This window comes from Limnohabitans sp. T6-5, assembly GCF_003063315.1.
Lineage (GTDB): Bacteria > Pseudomonadota > Gammaproteobacteria > Burkholderiales > Burkholderiaceae_C > Limnohabitans_A.
Genome location: NZ_NERV01000002.1, coordinates 650,627 through 668,356, shown reverse-complemented (window position 1 = coordinate 668,356; position 17,730 = coordinate 650,627). Strand labels below are relative to the sequence as shown.

Below are 17,730 nucleotides of genomic sequence, written 5' to 3'. Positions count from 1 at the left end.
GACTTCAAAAATGATCCAGACCATCCACATGTTTTGCATGCTGATCCTTGCGGGGATTGGCTTTTTTTGCTCCGCCAAGTTGTCGGATGAACACCCGCTTTGGGTGCGCTTGATCGTGCTGAGCCCCGCATTGATGGCGCTGGCCACGCTGGCCGCTATTGCCCAGGATGCCTATGTTGCATATGAAACTGATATCGGGGTGGCGCTCAGTGTGATGTTGATTTATGCATTGGTGGCCAGTCGGTTTACGGGTCGACCATGGCTAGATATTCGAAGAACTTCACCCGCGCCGATCCCACGCAACGCTCTGCAAGCCCAACTGACCAAGGATTGATTTATGACAGACGTGAAACGAGTTGAAGACGGCTTGATGCAACGCTACATCGACATGGGCGACAAGACCTATGCCAAGGCCGTGGCTGTGGTGTACGGCGGCGGAAGCGGGGGCGGCACGACCGCAGCGACAACGACAAGTGTGGTGACGCTCTACAGCGTGACGACTGCATTTCCCGGTGCAGATGTCAACGATACGCTGTCTGAAACCACGATCCTGAACATTTCTTCGGGTGAAATCCAATCCACCATTTGGACCAACGTCACCAAGGACACCCCGCTTGCATCCGTGCCGCTTGGCGCGAACATCTCCCAGCAGGCCAGCAACCCACTGACCAATGCGCAGCTTCGCGCCAGCCCTGTGCCGGTGTTGATCAGCAACGCCACGCCAGATGTCGAGTTTTTGGTTACGACTTATAAGGCAACGGCGGCGGCAACCGGCTATGCCGTGAACGACTTGCTCCAGCAGATTGACGCATTCAGCACGTCCAGCTCTGCAGCCCCTGCCTGGATTGCCACTACCTGGCGCAACGTGACGCAAAAGACCACGCTGTCCAGCGCCCCGGCAACCGGCAACCTAACACCGCTGAGCCAGACCGCATCTGCCATCACTATGGCGGCAGCGACGGACGGCACCCAGCGCACCAAGATCACGGACGGCTCCAACAATGCCAGTTTGCTGGATGGCGGCGCGGGCGCCATTGGCCTGGTGGTGTCGAGCGGCCCGGCCGTCTTTTTGAGCAGTGCAAACAACAGCACGGCGACACAACTGGCGGCAGCGGCCACGTTCACGGGTGTGATTGAAACTTGTTTCAGCCAGCCCGCCATCCAGGTCAATCTGGTGGCGGATCAGCTTATGACCCTGACTGTCAATCAGTACATTGATGCCGCTGGCCTCAAGAAGTCGGGAACGTCCTCATGGATCATTGCGGCGGGTGCGGGATTTGACATGTGCTTGCCGGTGGCGGGCAACTATTTCAACGTGACGTTGAAGAACAACGGCTCGGCCACAACTACCACGCTGCAACTGGACACTACATTCGGCACCATGGCTCCGGTAGATACGTTCGGCAATCAGCCGGTGTCGATTGGCAACCAGGTCCATGGCGCAAGTAACGCTGTGCATGTGGGCGGAACAAGTCAGGTTCAGGTCGTGCCCACGGTCACATCTGCTAGCGCATATGCAGCGGGCAACATTGTGGGCGGTCTGCTGACCTTTGCAAATGCTGTTCAGGGAACCGTCCTGAGCGGCGTTCTGGAGAGCGTCACGCTGGCGATCAAGTCCACGCAGACCGCATCGTTCAAGCTGTACCTTTTAAGCGCTGCGCCAGCCACCACATTCACCGACAAAACAGCCCCAGCCATTGGCACTCTCGATGCAGCTAAGCTGCTGGATGTGGTTACGCTGTCGGGCGCTGACAGTGGTTTGGGCGCAAACACCACCCTGTATGTGGCCGATAACATCGGCAAGTCGCTTGTGCTTGCGGGCACCAGCTTGTTTGGCGTCCTGGTTACGACCGGCACGCCCACATTCACGACAACCTCTGATGTGATCGTGACAGTTTCCGTTCTGAAGGACTGAGCCATGGGCCGCTTGCTGGGTGCTCGCCGCTGCCTGTTTCCATCGTTGACGGGGTTATTCTTGAATGGCTGGTTGCTGAGCAGGGCTGCCACATTCACGCCTGCCGTGGTTCTTTCTGCTGGGGCGAACACGCTGAGCGTCAAGCCTTTGGGGTCTACAACTGTGTACACCCTGTCCGGTGTGGTTTCAGGCGCTGGCCAGCTGGCGGTAAACGCTAACGTCATGCTTACAGCCTCTGCAACCTACACGGGGGCCACGACCATCAACGCCGGGTTCAACCTGACGCTCAACTACAACGCCTCATCGTCTGGTTTTACCGTCCCCGCAGGTGCACGACTTACGATCGCGCCATTGGGTGCAACAATGGGCAGCGGGGCCGCAAGCGGAGTTTTTGGCGCAGGGACTGTTGTAAAAACAGGATCAAACATTTGGAGCCCTGCAAACGGTTTTGGTTTTACCTACGGAATGTCGGGCGGCTTGCTAGACATTCAGGCGGGCACTTGGGTAGCGTCAACCTCGTACCTTGCAAACTTCACCAACAATAAATCCAGCCTCAACATTTTGTCTGGTGCTGTGGCGGCAGGGTATGAGGCCAATGTCACCGTCGATGCCTTGACAGGCGCAGGCGCTTTTCAGCTTGGCTACACAAATACAGGCGGCGCAACCATTGGGGTCAATAACACCGCAGCAGGCGCATACAACAGTGCAGGTACGGCAACTTTTACAGGGTCAATCAGTCCCTTGCCCGGCGTGACCACGGGGTCATCACTGACCAAAGTCGGCACTGGGACCCAGATACTCTTGGGCGCGAACAGCTACAAAGGCACTACGGCCATCAATGCGGGGATGCTGCAATTTGGCAACGCTACAACACCAGCCACTTTGGGCTCAGGCGCAATCACGATAGCCGCTGGCGCAACGCTGGCTCTGTGGCAATACAACACGGCTCAGACAGGACTGACTGTCACCAGCACCATCACAGGCGCAGGCACACTCACTTTAAACGGTCCGGGTAGCGACAACGGGTCATTTGCGGCCTTGTCTGGCGCTGGCGGCTTCAGCGGCCCGCTTGTGCTCAATGGCGCTCGGCTGTCCCTGAATGCGTCGTTTGGCAACGGCGCGAACTCGGTAACGGTCAATTCAGGCTCAAACATCTATTTGTATGGCGGCACATTTGCAAACCCGTTGACCCTCAGTGGTTCAGGTGGTGATCCTTGGGGGGCGATACGTCTGGACACCGGCAATCTGTCCGGCGCAATCGCGCTTGCTGGCGATACGACCCTCGGACAGCAGGCGGCATCGAGCGTGACCATTTCCGGGGCCATCACAGGCGCGTTCACGCTCACGCTGACACCGGCAACCGGCGGCACATTCAACCTGACTGGCAATTCTTCGGCCGTCACCACAATCAATGCAACGGCTGGCGATATCGCCATCACCGGCACCAGTACGGCGCTCACCGTCGCCGCTGGCGCGGCAGTTGGCGGCGGCGCGGCGATCACCGGCAGCGTCAAGGCGCTGACGTTCAGTGCGGCGGGCAGCATCTTGCGGGTTCGCCCACTGAGCACCACATCTGTGTCGCTGATCACGGCCACGTCACTCGTCAACGCCAGCGGATTCACCGTGGCTTATGCAAGCGGATTCACGGTCGCTGCAGGCGTTTACAACTTGCTCAAGATCACCAGCACTGCAGCGCCCACGCTGGGCGCCATCACCAGCAGTGGCCTTTCCAACATCGGCCGCACGGGTGCCACATACGCCGTGACCGGATCGGCTGGCGCGTGGAATCTGGCGGTCACTTTGACGTGATATCCCCATTGTCTTCATCTCAACTCACTCAAAAGGATTACGCCATGAATATCAAAGCAACCCAGCCGCTGGCCGTGTTTTCCAATGGTGGTTTGACGCACATCACCAAGATCAGCTTGCGCAGCGTGAGCGACAACCTGGTGGACAGCGTGACATTCAAATATGTGCTGTTCACTGAATCCGATGAAACGGTGGGTGAAGGCGAGGTCAGTCTGGACGCCAGCAACTATGGCACATGGGATGCATCAGCCAATGGGGCCTACAAAATCGTCTGCAGTCGCTTGGGCCTTGAGCTGGTTTGACGTGCCAAGCATGGCACGCTAAGGGTTCTTTTTTGAGAGCCTTCCGGAGCCCACATCATGAGTAAATCCAGCCGCGCCAATGTTCTTTCATCGCCCAAGGCGGAAGAGGACCGTTGGCGCGTGGAGAGTGATTTGCGCACGATGCTGGACGCCGAGGAAATCGAGAAAGACCCCAAGCGTCTTGCCGCCGTGCAGAAGCTGGCCAAGGAAAAGATGATGACCATGGCCGGTATTGCCACTGAGGGCGCGGACGATTAATCACTCCATCACCTGAGGACTGCGCATGAGTGCAACACTGACCGCCGAGGAATTGGCAACCCTGACCCCCGAAGAGCAAGCCGCGATCACCGAAGCGGACGACATGACCCCCGCCCAACTGGCCGAGCTGCAACGCTTGGCCGATGCGGCAAATGGCGTGGTCGTCACAGATGATGACGATGACGCTGATCCAGCACCGGCACCCGCCCAGGCTCCTGCAGCACCGGCAGCACCGGCGGCCGTGCCAGCCGCAGAGCCCGCAGCCGCAGCACCCGCCCCGGCCACACCCCCAGCAGCAGAGCCAGCCCCTGCCCAGGCACCGGCCCAGGACACTACGGTGTACAAGGCCGACTTGCCTGCCGACTTCACTGCGCAAGTCACGGCCCTGTCTGAGCGCGAGGTTGAGCTTAAACGCCAGTTTTCCGCTGGCGAGATTGAGCTGGAGCAGTTCACCAATGACATTGCCGCCCTGAGCCATGATCGGGAGGCCTTGAATTCGCTCAAGATCAAGGCCGAAATCAGCCAGGAAATGACCGCCCAGCAGGCCCAGGCCGCATGGGTGAGCACGGTGAACCGCAACATCGACGCCTTTGCCAAAACTGACGGCATTGACTACCGCACCGATGATGCCAAAAGTGGCGACCTGGACAACTTCGTGAAGTTGCTGGCCCAAAACCCAACGAACAACGACAAGTCCATGGACTGGTTCATTCAGGAGGCCCATAAGCGCGTGATGGCGCTGCACGGCATTGCCCGGCCAGCGCCAGCCAGTGCAACCCAGACCACGGTGGCGGATGCCACGGCCAAGCGCACACAGAACACGGCCACGGCACCGGCCACGCTGGCCCATGTGCCCGGCGGTGACGGGCCGGGCGACATAGGCGGCGAGTTTGCCAGCATCGAGAACCTGTCAGGCGAAGCGTATGAGGCCGCGATTGCGGCCATGACGCCTGCCCAGCGTGAACGCTTTTTGAAGTCGTAATGTTAAAAAATTCCAGCTTGATCATTGAAGTGCGCCCGGGCGATAGCCTGGAGATTCACGGCGGTATCGTGACCGTAGAGCTGGTGCACAAGTCGGGGCAGCTGGCGCGTTTGCGCGTGACAGCGCCCCGCGAGGTGCAGATTAAAAAAGTGAGCGCAAAGCATGAGGATGCCGTGCCTAGCATGGCAGATTTGCAACCTAGCTGATTCCCAGCTATGACGAGTGCGCAGGAAGTGCCCTCTTTGATTTTTAACTCAAGGAGTTCCTTAAATGGCGCGTACTATTGTGGGGGTTAACGACCCTAAGGCAGTCAAGAAGTGGGCAGGCCTGCTCGCCTATGACACATCCCAAAAATCCTACTGGAACCAGCGCTTCATGGCGCGTGGTGCCGAGGCCGAAGTGCCGATTCAGATTCTCACGGACCTGGAATCGGACGCCGGTGAACAGATCAGCTACGACTTGCTCGCTGAGTTGAAGATGGCCCCTGTCGAGGGCGAGGACATCCTGGAAGGCAAGGAAGAAGGCCAGAAGTTCTACACCGACCAGATCTACATTGATCAGGCTCGCGCTGGTGTGAACACGGGTGGCCGCATGACGCGCAAGCGCACGCTGCACGACTTGCGCGAAAAGGCCAAGCGCCAGCAATCGGGCTGGTGGGCTCGCTTGATGGACGAGCTGACGTTCATCTACCTGTCGGGCAAGCGCGGCATCAATGCCAACTTCTTGCTGCCGCTGGGCTACCAAGGCCGTGCGGGCAACGCACTGGTGGCCCCTGACAGCAACCACACGCTGTACGGCAACACCGCGACTGCTTTCAACAACCTGACCACGGCTGACAAGTTCGACTTGCGCATGATTGACCGTGCCAAGACTAAGGCTGACTCTCAGGGTGGTGGCGCGACCGGCATCCCCGTTTTGCAGCCTTGCAAGATCGACGGCAACGAGACTTTCGTGTGTGTGATGCACACGTTCCAGGAAGACGACTTGCGCTCGAACACGACCGCTGGCCAGTGGGTGGACATCCAGAAAGCAGCAGCCGCTGCCGAAGGCCGCAACTCGCCGCTGTTCAAGGGTTCGCTGGGCATGTATCGCGGCGTGATCATGCACAGCCACCGCAACGTGATCCGCGACAACACCGCTGGTGCTGGCGGCAACGTGGAAAGCGCTCGCGCATTGTTCTTGGGCTCGCAAGCTGGCGTGATGGCGTTCGGCTCACCCGGCACGAACTTGCGCTACGACTGGCACGAAGAAACCCGTGACAACGGCGACAAGGTGGTGATCAGCACTTCTGCCATTTTTGGCATCAAGAAGGTCACGTTCAGCACCGACACCCAGGGCGCTCAGGACTTCGGCCTGTTCTCCATGGACACCGCAGCAGCTTCGCGCTGATCTGCCCCAGCAACAACTACTTAGGAGCATGAAGCATGACTTTCATTGCGACAAATGATTACGTGGTGGGCCGCAAAAACGCGGTCACCACCAACGAGCCGGGTGTTCAGGTGATGCGTTTCACCTTGGACATGAAGGCTGCTGACTTGGCCGCTGGCTCGATTGGTGCGATTGGCGTGCTGCCTGCCACGGCTGTGCCCATTGGCCTGATTCTGGACACGGACGCTGCCAATGGCGCGGGCTTGGTGGCGCAGTTTGGCGTGTTGACCAAAGCAACTGACAGCGCATTTTCTGCACTGCCCGCTGACGGCGGCGCACCGTGGGCGGCGTCTGTCGCAGCCACTACCAGCTTGACCGCCCAGCATCTGCTGAGCCGCGCCATGTTGAACGACGTGGCGCCCTCGAGTAATGACCGATTCATCGGCATGAAAGTGACGACACCCCCCAGCTCTGCCGTGTCTCAGACCGTGGGTTTGACCTTGCTTTATCGCCAGGTCTAAGGGGACTCCCCTGCATTGGGCCGGGTGTGATCTGGCCTTTTTTGGGGGGATTGACCATCCCCCCTTATTTTTTGGAGCTTTTGATGAAACTCGCAACTTTGATTCAGCCCCGCGTTGACGGTACCGTGATCGTCCACGGCGACGATGGCAAGGATTACGTGTTTGAGCGTGACGCCGATGGCGAGCTGGTTTGTGATGTGGACCATGAAGGCACTGCCAGTGCCTTGCTGACTGGCGGCAACTTCTACCCGGCTGATGCTGGTGACTATGACGCAGCACTGAGCCTGACGCGCCAGGATAGCCAAGGCGGCGATCAGCAGTCCGAAGGTGACGGCGATGGCGATGATGACGAAATCGTCAACGGCGGTATGCCCGTTGAAGCCGATTCCCCATTGAAGCCCCTGCCATCCGCAGCGGCCAACGGCAAGCCCAAAAAGGCCAAGTAAGCCATGACCGCCTGGAGCGCATTTTTCACGGATGTCCTGGTGAGCGTTCCGGGTGCCCCTGAGCCCATGGTGACGGCGCACCTGGTGCGCGCTGCACGCACGCTGTGCAGGCGTGCCCAGGTCTGGCTGGTGTGGCTGGACCCCGTGACCACGACCGGGGTGGATTACGCTGAGTACGACATCGAGCTGCCCACGGGCAGTGAGTTGTTTCAGCTCTACAAGACGACGCTGGACGGGCGCGATTACCCGACCGTCTCGCACCGGGTCAAGAAGAACGACCCGAGCCTGAACGACGATGGCCGCAAGGGCCTGGTGTCGTCCGACATGCTGAGCTTCATCATGCCCCCGGGCACGGCTGGCGGCAGTAAGGTGCAGATTCAGGCCGTGCTCATGCCCAGCGTGACGGCCACCAGCATTCCAGACCTGATTTACCAGCGCTACCTGGAGTGCATTGCAGCCGGGGCCAAGGCCTCTTTGATGAGGCTGCCCGACACGACTTTCCACAAGCCCAACGATGCGGCGATTGAAAAAGCCGATTTCGAGCAGGGGATCAATAAGGCATCGCTGGACACGTTTCGTGGCATGACCAAGAACGTGCCCCGCAACAAAGTGAATTGGTGCTGACATGGCCATCAAAGCAAAAACGGTCATTTCATCGGTGGCCCGTGACCTCAAGGATGCTGACTTGGTGCGCTGGACCTTGGTTGATCTGGTGGACTACCTCAATGCCGGGCAGCGCGAGATTGTGGCCGTGCGCCCGGACATGTCGGCAAAGGTCAAGACCGTGGCTCTGGTGCAAGGCCCACTGCAGCCGATACCTGCTGACACGGTGCGCTTGATGCGCCTGATTCACAACGCCGATGGCGCCAAGCGGGCCATCCGCACCATCAACATGGAGTTGATGGACTCTTTTGAGCCGACCTGGCGCAATCGCACACCCGTGGGCGAAGTCATCCATTACAGCTACGACACCACGAACAACGATGTGTTTGAGGTCTTTCCGCCCGTAAAACTGGGCGTGAATGTGGTGGGGGAGTTTGAAGCCAAGCCCATGGACATTGCCGTGCCCGGCAGCAACTTGCTGGCTGATGTAGCGGGTGATTTGTGGGTGCCAGACATGGCCACAAACGCTTTGCAGCACTACATGATGGCGCGGGCCTTTTCCAAGGATGCCGAGTACGCCAACAACCCCACGCTGGCCGCTGGCCACAAAGCCGAGATGGCCAACGCTTTGGGCATTGAGCTGTCGTCTGGCTTGCAGAACTCGCCCACTGACCGTGGCGCCCAAAACTCAACTGTTACCACCTCTGGAAAACGCTGATAGGAGAACCCCATGGCACTGAATACCCAAATTGCTGACGCTACCGTGAATGCCCAGGCCAATGCCCTGGCCGCGCTGTGCAACAGCGGCTTCATCAAGCTGTACGACGGCACCATGCCCGCCAGCGCTGACACGGCTTTGTCTGGCAACACGCTGGGCGCGACCCTGACATTTGGTGCAACGGCATTCCAAAATGCCGTTTCGGGCACCCTGGTGGCCAATGCCGTCACGCCGGGCACGGCTGTGGCCAGCATCACGCCCACGTTTGCCCGAGTTTTCCGCAGTGACGGCATCACCGTGGTGATGGATTTGTCGTGCGGATCGTCTGGCGCCAACATCACGATTGGCGCCTTCACGGCGGGCACCAGCATCAGCGTGGCAAGCTTCACGCACGACGTGCGCAACGCGACCACTGGCTTCTGATCCCCGGGCGGCACGCTGAATGCTGATCAACGGGTCAGCGCTTAACCGCGCCGCCATCAACGGCTCCGCCAAGCGGGGCTGTGTCATCACGTCGTCCCAGGTCAATGGGTCGGCTGTGATTCTGCTGCAGCGTGCTGATCTGCCCTTGTCTGGCGCCAGCAGCCAGGTGCAGGGCGCAGTTGCAAACCTGAGCCAAAGCATCCCGGGTGAACCTGTATTTTTGACGAATGCGTCTTCACAGGCGCAATCTTCGGCGGCAGAACTGAGCACCGTGCCGTTTTACGCAGCGGTGAGCAGCACGGTGCAAAGCTCAGAGGCGGTGATATCGGTTGAGCAGGGTATAGATTTATCCAGCGCGCAAGTCCAAACAGCAGAAGTCCATCTTGAAATTGTTTGGCCCCTGGATGCCGTGAGTGAACAGGTGCAGTCGTCTGCCATGATGACCACCGATGATCTCTTTTTTTCGATCAAGTCGGCACAAGAGCAAGAAACCGATGTGGTCATGACGCCGTGGATTGCGTTGGATGCCACCGGACAGCAGGCTCAGTCGGCAAGTCTTGATAGCGAATTTACATGGTCTCTGCATTGCAGCGGTGCCCAATCTCAAAGCACCACCATACTGACTGAACAGCTGATGGCCCTGGCCGCCACCTCAGAGCAGGCGCAGCACTGCAAAGCTGAGCTGGCGACCAAAATGCTGGCTGCTGCAATTGGTCAGCAGGCGCAATCTGCAAGCATTGATGTGGTGATTGGCCTCAGTTTGTGGATGGCATCGGGCCAGGCCCAGGGCAACACCACCCATTTGCAGGGATCAATCAGCCTGGACGCCAGCGGCAGCACATCACAGTCAGGCCTTGCGGTGATTCCGCTGGTCAAGGTGGCCTCTGAGCAGTGCCAGTCTGCCGCAGTGCAAGTGCACCTGTCTTATGCGGTGTGGACGGCCCAGGCGCAGACAGCGCTTGTGCAAACCGTGTTGGCCATATCGGCGGCGATGCGGTCATCGCAAGCGCAGACCGGGCTGAGCACGGCGGTGCCCTACATGCCCACACCCGAGGTCACGACGTGCTATGTGCCTGCTGAGGTTTACACGGCATGGGTGGGCACCTATGCCAATGGCGTGATTGTGCCGCCCGAGCTGCCCGACCCGGTGGAGCCAGAAGAAACCATAGACGCCATCGTGCCCGAGAACCTGGCCGATGCCGTCATCACAGAAATCGACAACAGCGCGGCCGTGCCCGCATGAGGTAAGCAATATGACCATCTTGGCCAAGTTTGAAAAGCAACCCGCCGACGTGCAGGACTACAACATTGACTACAACGAATGGCTGGCAGGCCTGGAGGACACGGCGCCCGGCCCCGCCACGCCGACAAACATGCGTGTGGTGGCTGAGGCAGGCATCACGGTGGACCGCTACACCCTGGTGCAGGGCGTGGCCACGGTGTGGCTGAGTGGCGGCACCGATGGGCAGTCTTACAAGGTGACGGTGACGGTGACCACCGTGGGTGGGCGCACCAAGCAGGCCGAAATCAAGGTCAAGGTCAAGGAGTATTGAGATGCCGCGCATTTTTTCAAACAATGCCGTCGCGACCACCAGTTCGGCCATCACATCAGCCAGCACCACCATTGCATTGGCCACCGGGCAGGGAGCCAAGTTTCCGACGCCATCGGGCAGTGATTACTTCATAGCGACTTTGGCCACGGTATCAGGCGTCACTGAAACGAGCTGGGAGATTGTGAAGGTCACGGCGCGGTCTGGTGACTCGCTGACGGTGGTTCGCGCACAAGAGGGCACCACGGCCGCAGCTTGGCCCGCTGGATCGACCCTTGAGCACCGGCTGACGGCTGAAACCTTGGCAGGGTTTTTGCAGAACACGGGCGGGAGCCTCAATGATGGGGTGCTGACCATGGCCATGTTCAAGGATTGCGGCCTGAGCTTTTTCAATAGTGGCACAACCAATGCATTGGATTACATCAACGGTTCGTGTCAACGCTGGTTTCCGTCTGGATCAGTGAGTTTGTCGGTGTCGAATTGGCCCGCATCTGGCAACTTGGGACAGCTGCTGATTGAGGGGGTGAATTTGGGGGCGGCAACCATTACTTGGCCAACGATCAATTGGGTGAAGTCAGACGGGATCACCACCACCACATTTGCATCAAGCGGCGTGACGCTGCAAACGGCCGGCACGGATTGGGTACTGCTTTGGTCACGCGATGGCGGGACGACCATTTATGGAAAGGTCGTGCGATGAATTTGCTGAATTTTTTGATGTTTGCGAGTGGGCCATCTGGTTCAGGCTCGACTTGGACTGAGCGAACTTCGGCAGGCTCTAGTAGTTGGATGGCTATCACAAGCTCAAGCGATGGCACCAAGTTGGCTGCTTGTGTTTCCAGCGGCTACATCTACACCTCGACTGATGGTGGTGCAACGTGGACTGAGCGAACTTCGGCAGGCTCTCGTACTTGGAAGGCTATCACAAGCTCAAGCGACGGTAGCAAGCTGGCCGCTTGTGTCAACAACGGAGGCCTTTACACAGGTTTGACCGGCTACATCTACACCTCGACTAATGGTGGAGCAACGTGGACTGAGCGAACTTCGGTAGGCTCTCGTACTTGGATTGCTATCACCAGCTCAAGCGACGGTAGCAAGCTGGCCGCTTGTGCCGACAACGGCTACTCTCTTTCAGGTTATACCGGCTACATCTATACGTCGCTGGACGGCGGCGTGACTTGGAATGAGAGGACTGCAGCGGGAAGTCGTAGTTGGCGATCAATTGCCAGCTCAAGCGATGGCACCAAGTTGGCTGCTTGTGTTTACGGCGGCTACATCTACACCTCGACTGATGGTGGTGCAACGTGGACTGAGCGAACTTCGGCAGGCTCTCGTAGTTGGATGGCTATCACAAGCTCAAGCGACGGTAGCAAGCTGGCCGCTTGTGCCCACAACGGCTACACCTACACCTCGACTGATGGTGGTGCAACGTGGACTGAGCGAACTTCGGCAGGCTCTCGTTTTTGGACTGCTATCACCAGCTCAAGCGACGGTAGCAAGCTGGCCGCTTGTGCCCACAACGGCTACACCTACACCTCGACTGATGGTGGTGCAACGTGGACTCAGCAGACTTCAGCGGGAAGCCGAGAGTGGCTATCAATCGCTGGTTCCAGTGATGGCATGAAACTCGCTGCTGGGTCTGGCACCTTCATCTACACATCCCCCTAAAAGGCCCCCATGGAATACCGAATTCGAGAAACTGGCGCAGTGGTGCAGTCGCATGAGCTGCACGCGATGCATCCCAATGTGTCGGGCATTCGGCCTGAGACCTGTGTGGATTTTGGCGCTGATCCTGTTTACCCGTCAGAGCCGCCTGTGCCCGGCTTGCACCAGAAGCTGGTGCGCGATGGCGCTGAGCTGGTGGACGGTATTTGGCGGGCTAGGTATGCGCTGGTGCAAATGAGTGAGTCAGAAGCCAGCCAGGTGAATGAGTCGATGAAAAACCGGATCATGGGCCAGGTGCAAAGCAGGCTTGATCAGGTGGCGCAAGAGCGGGGCTATGACTCGATGCTGAGCCTGTGCAGCTACGCCACCAGCACGGTACCGCGCTTTGCGGCCGAGGGTCAGTACGGTGTGGATTTGCGGGACCAGACTTGGGCTGCGCTGGTGCAGATTTATGCCGCGGTGGCGTCAGGGGCACGGGCTGTGCCGTCTTGGGATGACATCGAGGCCGAGTTGCCTGCGGTGGTGTGGCCGACCGTTTCTGAGGGCTGAGTCATGACCGTGATCACGATTGAGGGTTTCACCGGAGAGAACCGGGCCGCGCACCCCAAAACGCTGGGGCCGATGGTGGGCGTGACCAGCTTGAACCAAAAGCCGGGGCGCGGCGATTTGCGGCCATGGCGCGTGCCCCTGACGGTGGCCACGGTGCCCGTGGGGCGCAAGACCATCTACCGCATGGGGCGGGATGTGGACAGCGATGCCAATTACTGGCTGTCTTGGGCCAATCGGGTGCATGCGGTGCGCGGGTTCAATGCGGACGACACGACCGAGCAGACCTATTACACCGGTGACGGGGCGCCGAAGGTGACGAACAACATCATTGCGCTGTCGAGCGCGCCGTACCCGATGGCATCGAGGCCGCTGGGCATTCCTGCCCCGACCACTGCGCTGATCGCCGCAACGAATTCGGGGACGTGGACGGGACTGAGCAAGTCCTATTACTACGTCTACACGTACGTGAACGATTGGGGGTGGGAGAGCGCGCCCAGCCCGGTCAGTGCGGAGTCGGTCAGGCCTACGGATGCCACGGTGGCGCTGTCCGGATTTGGCTCGCTGCCCAGCGGCAACTACCAGATCAACCGCATTCGGATTTACCGGACGCAGACGGGCACGTCTGGCGCGACAGAGTTCTTTTTCTTGCGCGAGGTGGCTGTTGGGGTGAGCACCACCACTGACGATGGGCGAGATCTGGGCGAGGTGTTGCCGACGACGACATGGGTGATGACGCCTGATGACTTGTCGATGCTGACCCCGATGTGGAACGGCATGCTGGCCGGGATCAGCGGCAACGGGGTGCGCATTTGTGAGCCCTACACGCCATATGCGTGGCCGATTGCCTATGAGGTTTTGCCCCCTGACAGCAAGCCTGTGGCGCTGGGGGTGTTTGGCCAGACGCTGCTGGTGTTGACCACGGCACGGCCCTTGGTAGTGTCGGGCTCAAGCCCGGACAGCATGGACCAGATGCCGCTGGAGATGTATCAGGGCTGCATTGCGCCTGAGTCGGTGGTGGGCATGGGCATTGGGGTGGCTTGGGCCAGTGAGGACGGCTTGTGCTGGTATGGCGCTGGCGGGCCCCGGATTTTGACGGCCGGGCTGATGCTGCGCGAGGACTGGCAAAAGCTCAAGCCGTCGACCATCGTGGGCAAGATGTATGAGGGCCTGTACTTTGGCACCTTTGACGCTGGGGCCGGGCTCAAGGCCTTTTTGATTGACCCGATGAACCCGACCGGGATTTACTTTATGGACACCGGGTATGCGGCCATGCACTTTGACGAGCTGAAGGATCAGCTCTACGTGCTGGACAGCAGTGGCAATGTGCAGCGTTGGGATGCCGGTACCGCCTTCATGACCACGAAGTTCAGATCGAAGGTTTTTCAGCAGCCACGGGTGACGAGCTTTGCGGCAGCCGAGCTGGTGTGCGATGTTTACCCGGCCACGTTCAGGGCCGATGCGGTGGGGCTGAATGAGGACGAGGCTGCAAAAATACTGGCCAGCTTGTCGGCCGTGCCCGGCGTGAGTTGCCCGACCCCCACGTCGGTGCGTTACACCAAGGTGGTGACCAGCCGTGATGCCTTTCGCTTGCCTACCATTTCTGCACTGGATTGGCAGTTTGAATTGGAGACGGCCAACAACGTGCAGCTGGCCAATATCGCAACAAGTATGGTCGAGTTGGCCTCTGTATGACCGATAGACCCGAACTCCCCAGCCCCAACGCGCCGAATTATGCGCAGCGGGTGCGCGAAACCCTGATGACCTATTTGGGTGTGCAGGGTGATCCGCTCAACCGTGGGATTACGCTGCGCGACCTGATCGAAAACGGCTTTGCCACGTTGAGCGCAGGCTGGCGCCCAGGTGGCAGCGGTGTGCCATCGCTCAAGCCGGGCAGCGCCGTGGTGAGTTCAGAGGTCGATTTGACGCCGCCGCCGACACCGGAAGGCTTCACGTTGAGCGCGGCCATCAGCCATGTGTTCATTGAGTGCAGCTCCCCCGTTTACACGCAAGGGCACGGGCACCTGAGGACACGGGTGTACGGGGTGACGCACACGGCGGGCACTGCCTTGCCGACATTCTCAAATGCGATTGAGCTGGGCCAGTTTGGTGGCCAGGTGTGGGCCATGCCCAGCAACCCGGCCACAACGTGGCGCCTGTGGATCAAATGGGAGAGCGTTGACGGCGTGCTGAGCGCAGCGCCTGCCGGTGGCACCAATGGCCTGGCCGCGACGACGGGGCAGGATGTGCAGCTGCTGCTGGATGCCCTGGAAGGCAAGATCAAGGAAGGTCAGCTTTGGTCTGCGCTGTCTGAGCGCATTGACCTGATCGATGGCCCTGCATCGCTGATCGGGAGTGTGGCGGCGCGACTGTTGGCAGAAGCCACGGCGCGGGGGACCGCAATCACGAATGAACGCACAGCCAGGACCACTGCAGACACGGCATTGGCATTGGACATCACCACCCTGACGGCCACGGTCAATAACAACCAGACAAGCACTGCGGCAGCGATCCAGCAAGAGGCGCAAGCGCGGGCAACGGCTGACGTGGCTGAAGCGACGGCAAGAGACACGCTTGCAGCGCGGGTCACCACCACTGAGCAAGGTGTTGCCAGCAATGCTGCTGCCATCACCACGGCGAGTGCAGCTATTACCGATGAGCAGACTGTGCGCGCACAAAAGGACGCAGCTTTGGCGCAGTCGATTTCTAATTTGCAGGCCATCGTAGAGACCAACAAAGGCGACACCAACACCAATATTGCAGCGCAGATTCAGGAGGAAGCCTATGCGCGGGCAACGGCTGACTTGGCTGAAGCGACGGCCAGAAACATGCTTGCAGCGCGGGTCACCACCAATGAGCGTGATATCGGGAGCAACACATCATCCATCACGCAATTGACGGGGGCACTTCAAGAAGAAAGGAGCGCCCGAGCCAGCAAAGATGAGGCGATTGTCCAATCGGTGACCAGGCTCCAGGCGACTGTGAATGAAAAGTCTGTTGCATTGCAGCAGGAGTCAGAGGTACGAGCTACAGCAGATGGCAAGCTGTTTGCACAGTACACCGTCAAAATTGACAACAACGGGTATGTCACTGGGTATGGCTTGGCCAGCACGCTGGCAAATGGCATCCCTAAAAGCGAGTTTGCAATTCGTGCTGATCGCTTTTACATCGCCAGCCCGACAGGGCCAGGCATAACGCCCGTTACCCCTTTTATCGTTCAAACAACGCCGGTCAAGATCAATGGTGTGGATGTTCCGGTTGGCGTTTACATGTCCGATGCGTTCATTCGTAACGGCACCATCACCAATGCCAAGATTGCTAATTTGGCAGTGGATGACGCAAAGATTGCAAGCCTGAGTGTCAGTAAATTGACTGCTGGTTCTATAAGTGTAGGGACTAATATTAGATCATCAAATAATGTGCCTGGTACTAGTGGATGGGTGATACGCGGCAATGGTGATGCTGAGTTTAGTAATGTGACTATGCGTGGGTCAATATACTCTAGTTATGGTGAAATTGGTGGGAACGTAATAGGTAATGATTACATTTCAAGTCCACAATATTACGAAGGAGGTTTAATTGGTTGGGCTCTTAAAAAAAATGGTGATGTGATTTTTAATAATGCATCGGTACGTGGTTCAATTTCCAGTGGCGATTTTAAATCATATTCGTGGCCTCTAAATTCGTATGTACAAGGTTTTTATTTGGGGCCTGAAGGTTTTCTTATTGGTGATAAAGTTAGAAATAGGTATTTCCAAATAACATCCAGCGGTGATGTATATGCTCCATCATTTAGAATTGTTGGAGGGTCAGCTTATTTTTCAGGAAATTTGTCTGCAAACATTATAAGTGCTGATAACATCATTTCAAAATCTGCAACATCTTTCGAGCAAGTATCTGCATATCCAATGGATGGTCACATTGATTATATGCGTTTCTACATGGATCATGCTGGGGTTGTGACGTTAGTTGGGTTGTGTCATTATTATTATAATTCAAGTGGCGGTGATTATTATTTCAAATTTTCTTTAGACCTAGATCCATTAATTACTTTTGAATCTGGTAGTTATTGGGATTCAGGTGGTCCAACAAACTCATTTGGTTTGTATAGCACTTATTTATCTCAAGGGCTTCATACTATATATGTATCGGCGCATCACTCGGGTGCAGGATCGTATCATGAGACAAAATTTTTGATTTTAAGGAGTTATAGATGAATCAATATATCTATTTCTTTGATGATTCTGGAAGATGTATTTGCAAAATGGCCTTGCAAAACAGGTCAGAAAATTTCATAAATGAGCTTGTTTTGCATCAGGGCGCTGCGGATTGGGCGCAGTCCAATATGGATATTGACGCAAAACTTGCAAGAAAAGTAGGCGGTGTACTTGTCCAGACAGAGCCTCAACCCCTGCCTATTGAAGAGCAGAAAGATAAGATTAGGTTTGAGCGTTTGATGCGACTCAAGGCGTCAGAATGGACAGACACGGCATCAGCACCAGAAAGGCTAGGCCCTGAACTGTATGCGGCATGGCAGACATACCGCCAAGCCTTGAGAGACGTCACTGACCAGCCAGGCTTCCCGACCGATGTGGTGTGGCCGGTCGCGCCTTCCTGACGATCA

21 protein-coding genes are annotated in these 17,730 nt (G+C 57.9%); all 21 read left to right on the top strand.

Annotation, left to right across the window (positions count from 1 at the left end; all coding sequences use genetic code 11):
* Positions 1-10 precede the first annotated feature (10 nt).
* The 21 genes from B9Z51_RS08745 (at position 11) to B9Z51_RS08645 (ending at position 17,724) form a co-directional block, all read left to right on the top strand.
* Entirely contained in the window at positions 11-334 is a 324-nt protein-coding gene (locus B9Z51_RS08745) for a hypothetical protein (protein ID WP_108373727.1), read from the top strand.
* A 3-nt stretch (positions 335-337) separates the two neighbouring features.
* Entirely contained in the window at positions 338-1,915 is a 1,578-nt protein-coding gene (locus tag B9Z51_RS08740; RefSeq protein WP_108373726.1) for a hypothetical protein, read from the top strand.
* A gap of 3 nt (positions 1,916-1,918) precedes the next feature.
* Positions 1,919-3,724 (top strand): autotransporter-associated beta strand repeat-containing protein, encoded by a 1,806-nt coding sequence (locus B9Z51_RS08735; RefSeq protein ID WP_108373725.1) that lies wholly within the window; start codon positions 1,919-1,921, stop codon positions 3,722-3,724.
* 44 nt (positions 3,725-3,768) lie between these two features.
* Positions 3,769-4,026: a hypothetical protein gene (locus tag B9Z51_RS08730; protein WP_108373724.1), complete on the top strand. Its 258-nt coding sequence runs from the start codon at positions 3,769-3,771 to the stop codon at positions 4,024-4,026.
* Positions 4,027-4,083: 57 nt separating this feature from the next.
* Entirely contained in the window at positions 4,084-4,284 is a 201-nt protein-coding gene (locus tag B9Z51_RS08725) for a hypothetical protein (RefSeq protein ID WP_108373723.1), read from the top strand.
* Positions 4,285-4,309: 25 nt separating this feature from the next.
* Positions 4,310-5,266, top strand: a complete 957-nt coding sequence (locus B9Z51_RS18530; RefSeq protein WP_199227487.1) for a hypothetical protein — start codon at positions 4,310-4,312, stop codon at positions 5,264-5,266.
* Positions 5,266-5,472 (top strand): carbon storage regulator, encoded by a 207-nt coding sequence (locus B9Z51_RS08715; protein WP_108373722.1) that lies wholly within the window; start codon positions 5,266-5,268, stop codon positions 5,470-5,472. Before B9Z51_RS18530 ends, B9Z51_RS08715 begins: the two co-directional genes overlap by 1 nt.
* A gap of 64 nt (positions 5,473-5,536) precedes the next feature.
* A complete protein-coding gene (locus B9Z51_RS08710) occupies positions 5,537-6,655 on the top strand; it encodes a N4-gp56 family major capsid protein (RefSeq protein WP_108373721.1) in 1,119 nt (372 codons plus the stop codon).
* Between the two features lie 35 nt (positions 6,656-6,690).
* The gene (locus tag B9Z51_RS08705; RefSeq protein WP_108373720.1) at positions 6,691-7,155 is read left to right on the top strand and encodes a hypothetical protein; all 465 of its coding nucleotides are present in this window, start codon (positions 6,691-6,693) and stop codon (positions 7,153-7,155) included.
* Positions 7,156-7,238: 83 nt separating this feature from the next.
* Positions 7,239-7,601 (top strand): hypothetical protein, encoded by a 363-nt coding sequence (locus tag B9Z51_RS08700; protein WP_146187729.1) that lies wholly within the window; start codon positions 7,239-7,241, stop codon positions 7,599-7,601.
* A 3-nt stretch (positions 7,602-7,604) separates the two neighbouring features.
* The gene (locus B9Z51_RS08695) at positions 7,605-8,225 is read left to right on the top strand and encodes a hypothetical protein (RefSeq protein WP_108373718.1); all 621 of its coding nucleotides are present in this window, start codon (positions 7,605-7,607) and stop codon (positions 8,223-8,225) included.
* A 1-nt stretch (position 8,226) separates the two neighbouring features.
* A complete protein-coding gene (locus tag B9Z51_RS08690; protein ID WP_108373717.1) occupies positions 8,227-8,922 on the top strand; it encodes a DUF6682 family protein in 696 nt (231 codons plus the stop codon).
* A 12-nt stretch (positions 8,923-8,934) separates the two neighbouring features.
* A complete protein-coding gene (locus B9Z51_RS08685; protein ID WP_108373716.1) occupies positions 8,935-9,345 on the top strand; it encodes a hypothetical protein in 411 nt (136 codons plus the stop codon).
* 19 nt (positions 9,346-9,364) lie between these two features.
* Positions 9,365-10,588 (top strand): hypothetical protein, encoded by a 1,224-nt coding sequence (locus B9Z51_RS08680; protein ID WP_108373715.1) that lies wholly within the window; start codon positions 9,365-9,367, stop codon positions 10,586-10,588.
* 10 nt (positions 10,589-10,598) lie between these two features.
* On the top strand, positions 10,599-10,898 hold the full coding sequence (locus tag B9Z51_RS08675) for a hypothetical protein (RefSeq protein WP_108373714.1): 300 nt from the start codon (positions 10,599-10,601) through the stop codon (positions 10,896-10,898).
* A gap of 1 nt (position 10,899) precedes the next feature.
* Positions 10,900-11,595 (top strand): hypothetical protein, encoded by a 696-nt coding sequence (locus B9Z51_RS08670; protein WP_108373713.1) that lies wholly within the window; start codon positions 10,900-10,902, stop codon positions 11,593-11,595.
* Positions 11,592-12,563 (top strand): hypothetical protein, encoded by a 972-nt coding sequence (locus tag B9Z51_RS08665; protein WP_108373712.1) that lies wholly within the window; start codon positions 11,592-11,594, stop codon positions 12,561-12,563. The genes B9Z51_RS08670 and B9Z51_RS08665 overlap by 4 nt, the downstream gene beginning before the upstream one ends.
* 9 nt (positions 12,564-12,572) lie before the next feature.
* Complete coding sequence (locus B9Z51_RS08660; RefSeq protein ID WP_108373711.1) at positions 12,573-13,109, top strand: hypothetical protein; 537 nt, start codon at positions 12,573-12,575, stop codon at positions 13,107-13,109.
* Between the two features lie 3 nt (positions 13,110-13,112).
* On the top strand, positions 13,113-14,801 hold the full coding sequence (locus tag B9Z51_RS08655) for a hypothetical protein (RefSeq protein ID WP_108373710.1): 1,689 nt from the start codon (positions 13,113-13,115) through the stop codon (positions 14,799-14,801).
* On the top strand, positions 14,798-17,323 hold the full coding sequence (locus B9Z51_RS08650; protein WP_108373709.1) for a DUF1983 domain-containing protein: 2,526 nt from the start codon (positions 14,798-14,800) through the stop codon (positions 17,321-17,323). The genes B9Z51_RS08655 and B9Z51_RS08650 overlap by 4 nt, the downstream gene beginning before the upstream one ends.
* Positions 17,320-17,724 (top strand): tail fiber assembly protein, encoded by a 405-nt coding sequence (locus B9Z51_RS08645; protein WP_108373708.1) that lies wholly within the window; start codon positions 17,320-17,322, stop codon positions 17,722-17,724. The genes B9Z51_RS08650 and B9Z51_RS08645 overlap by 4 nt, the downstream gene beginning before the upstream one ends.
* Positions 17,725-17,730: the final 6 nt, after the last annotated feature.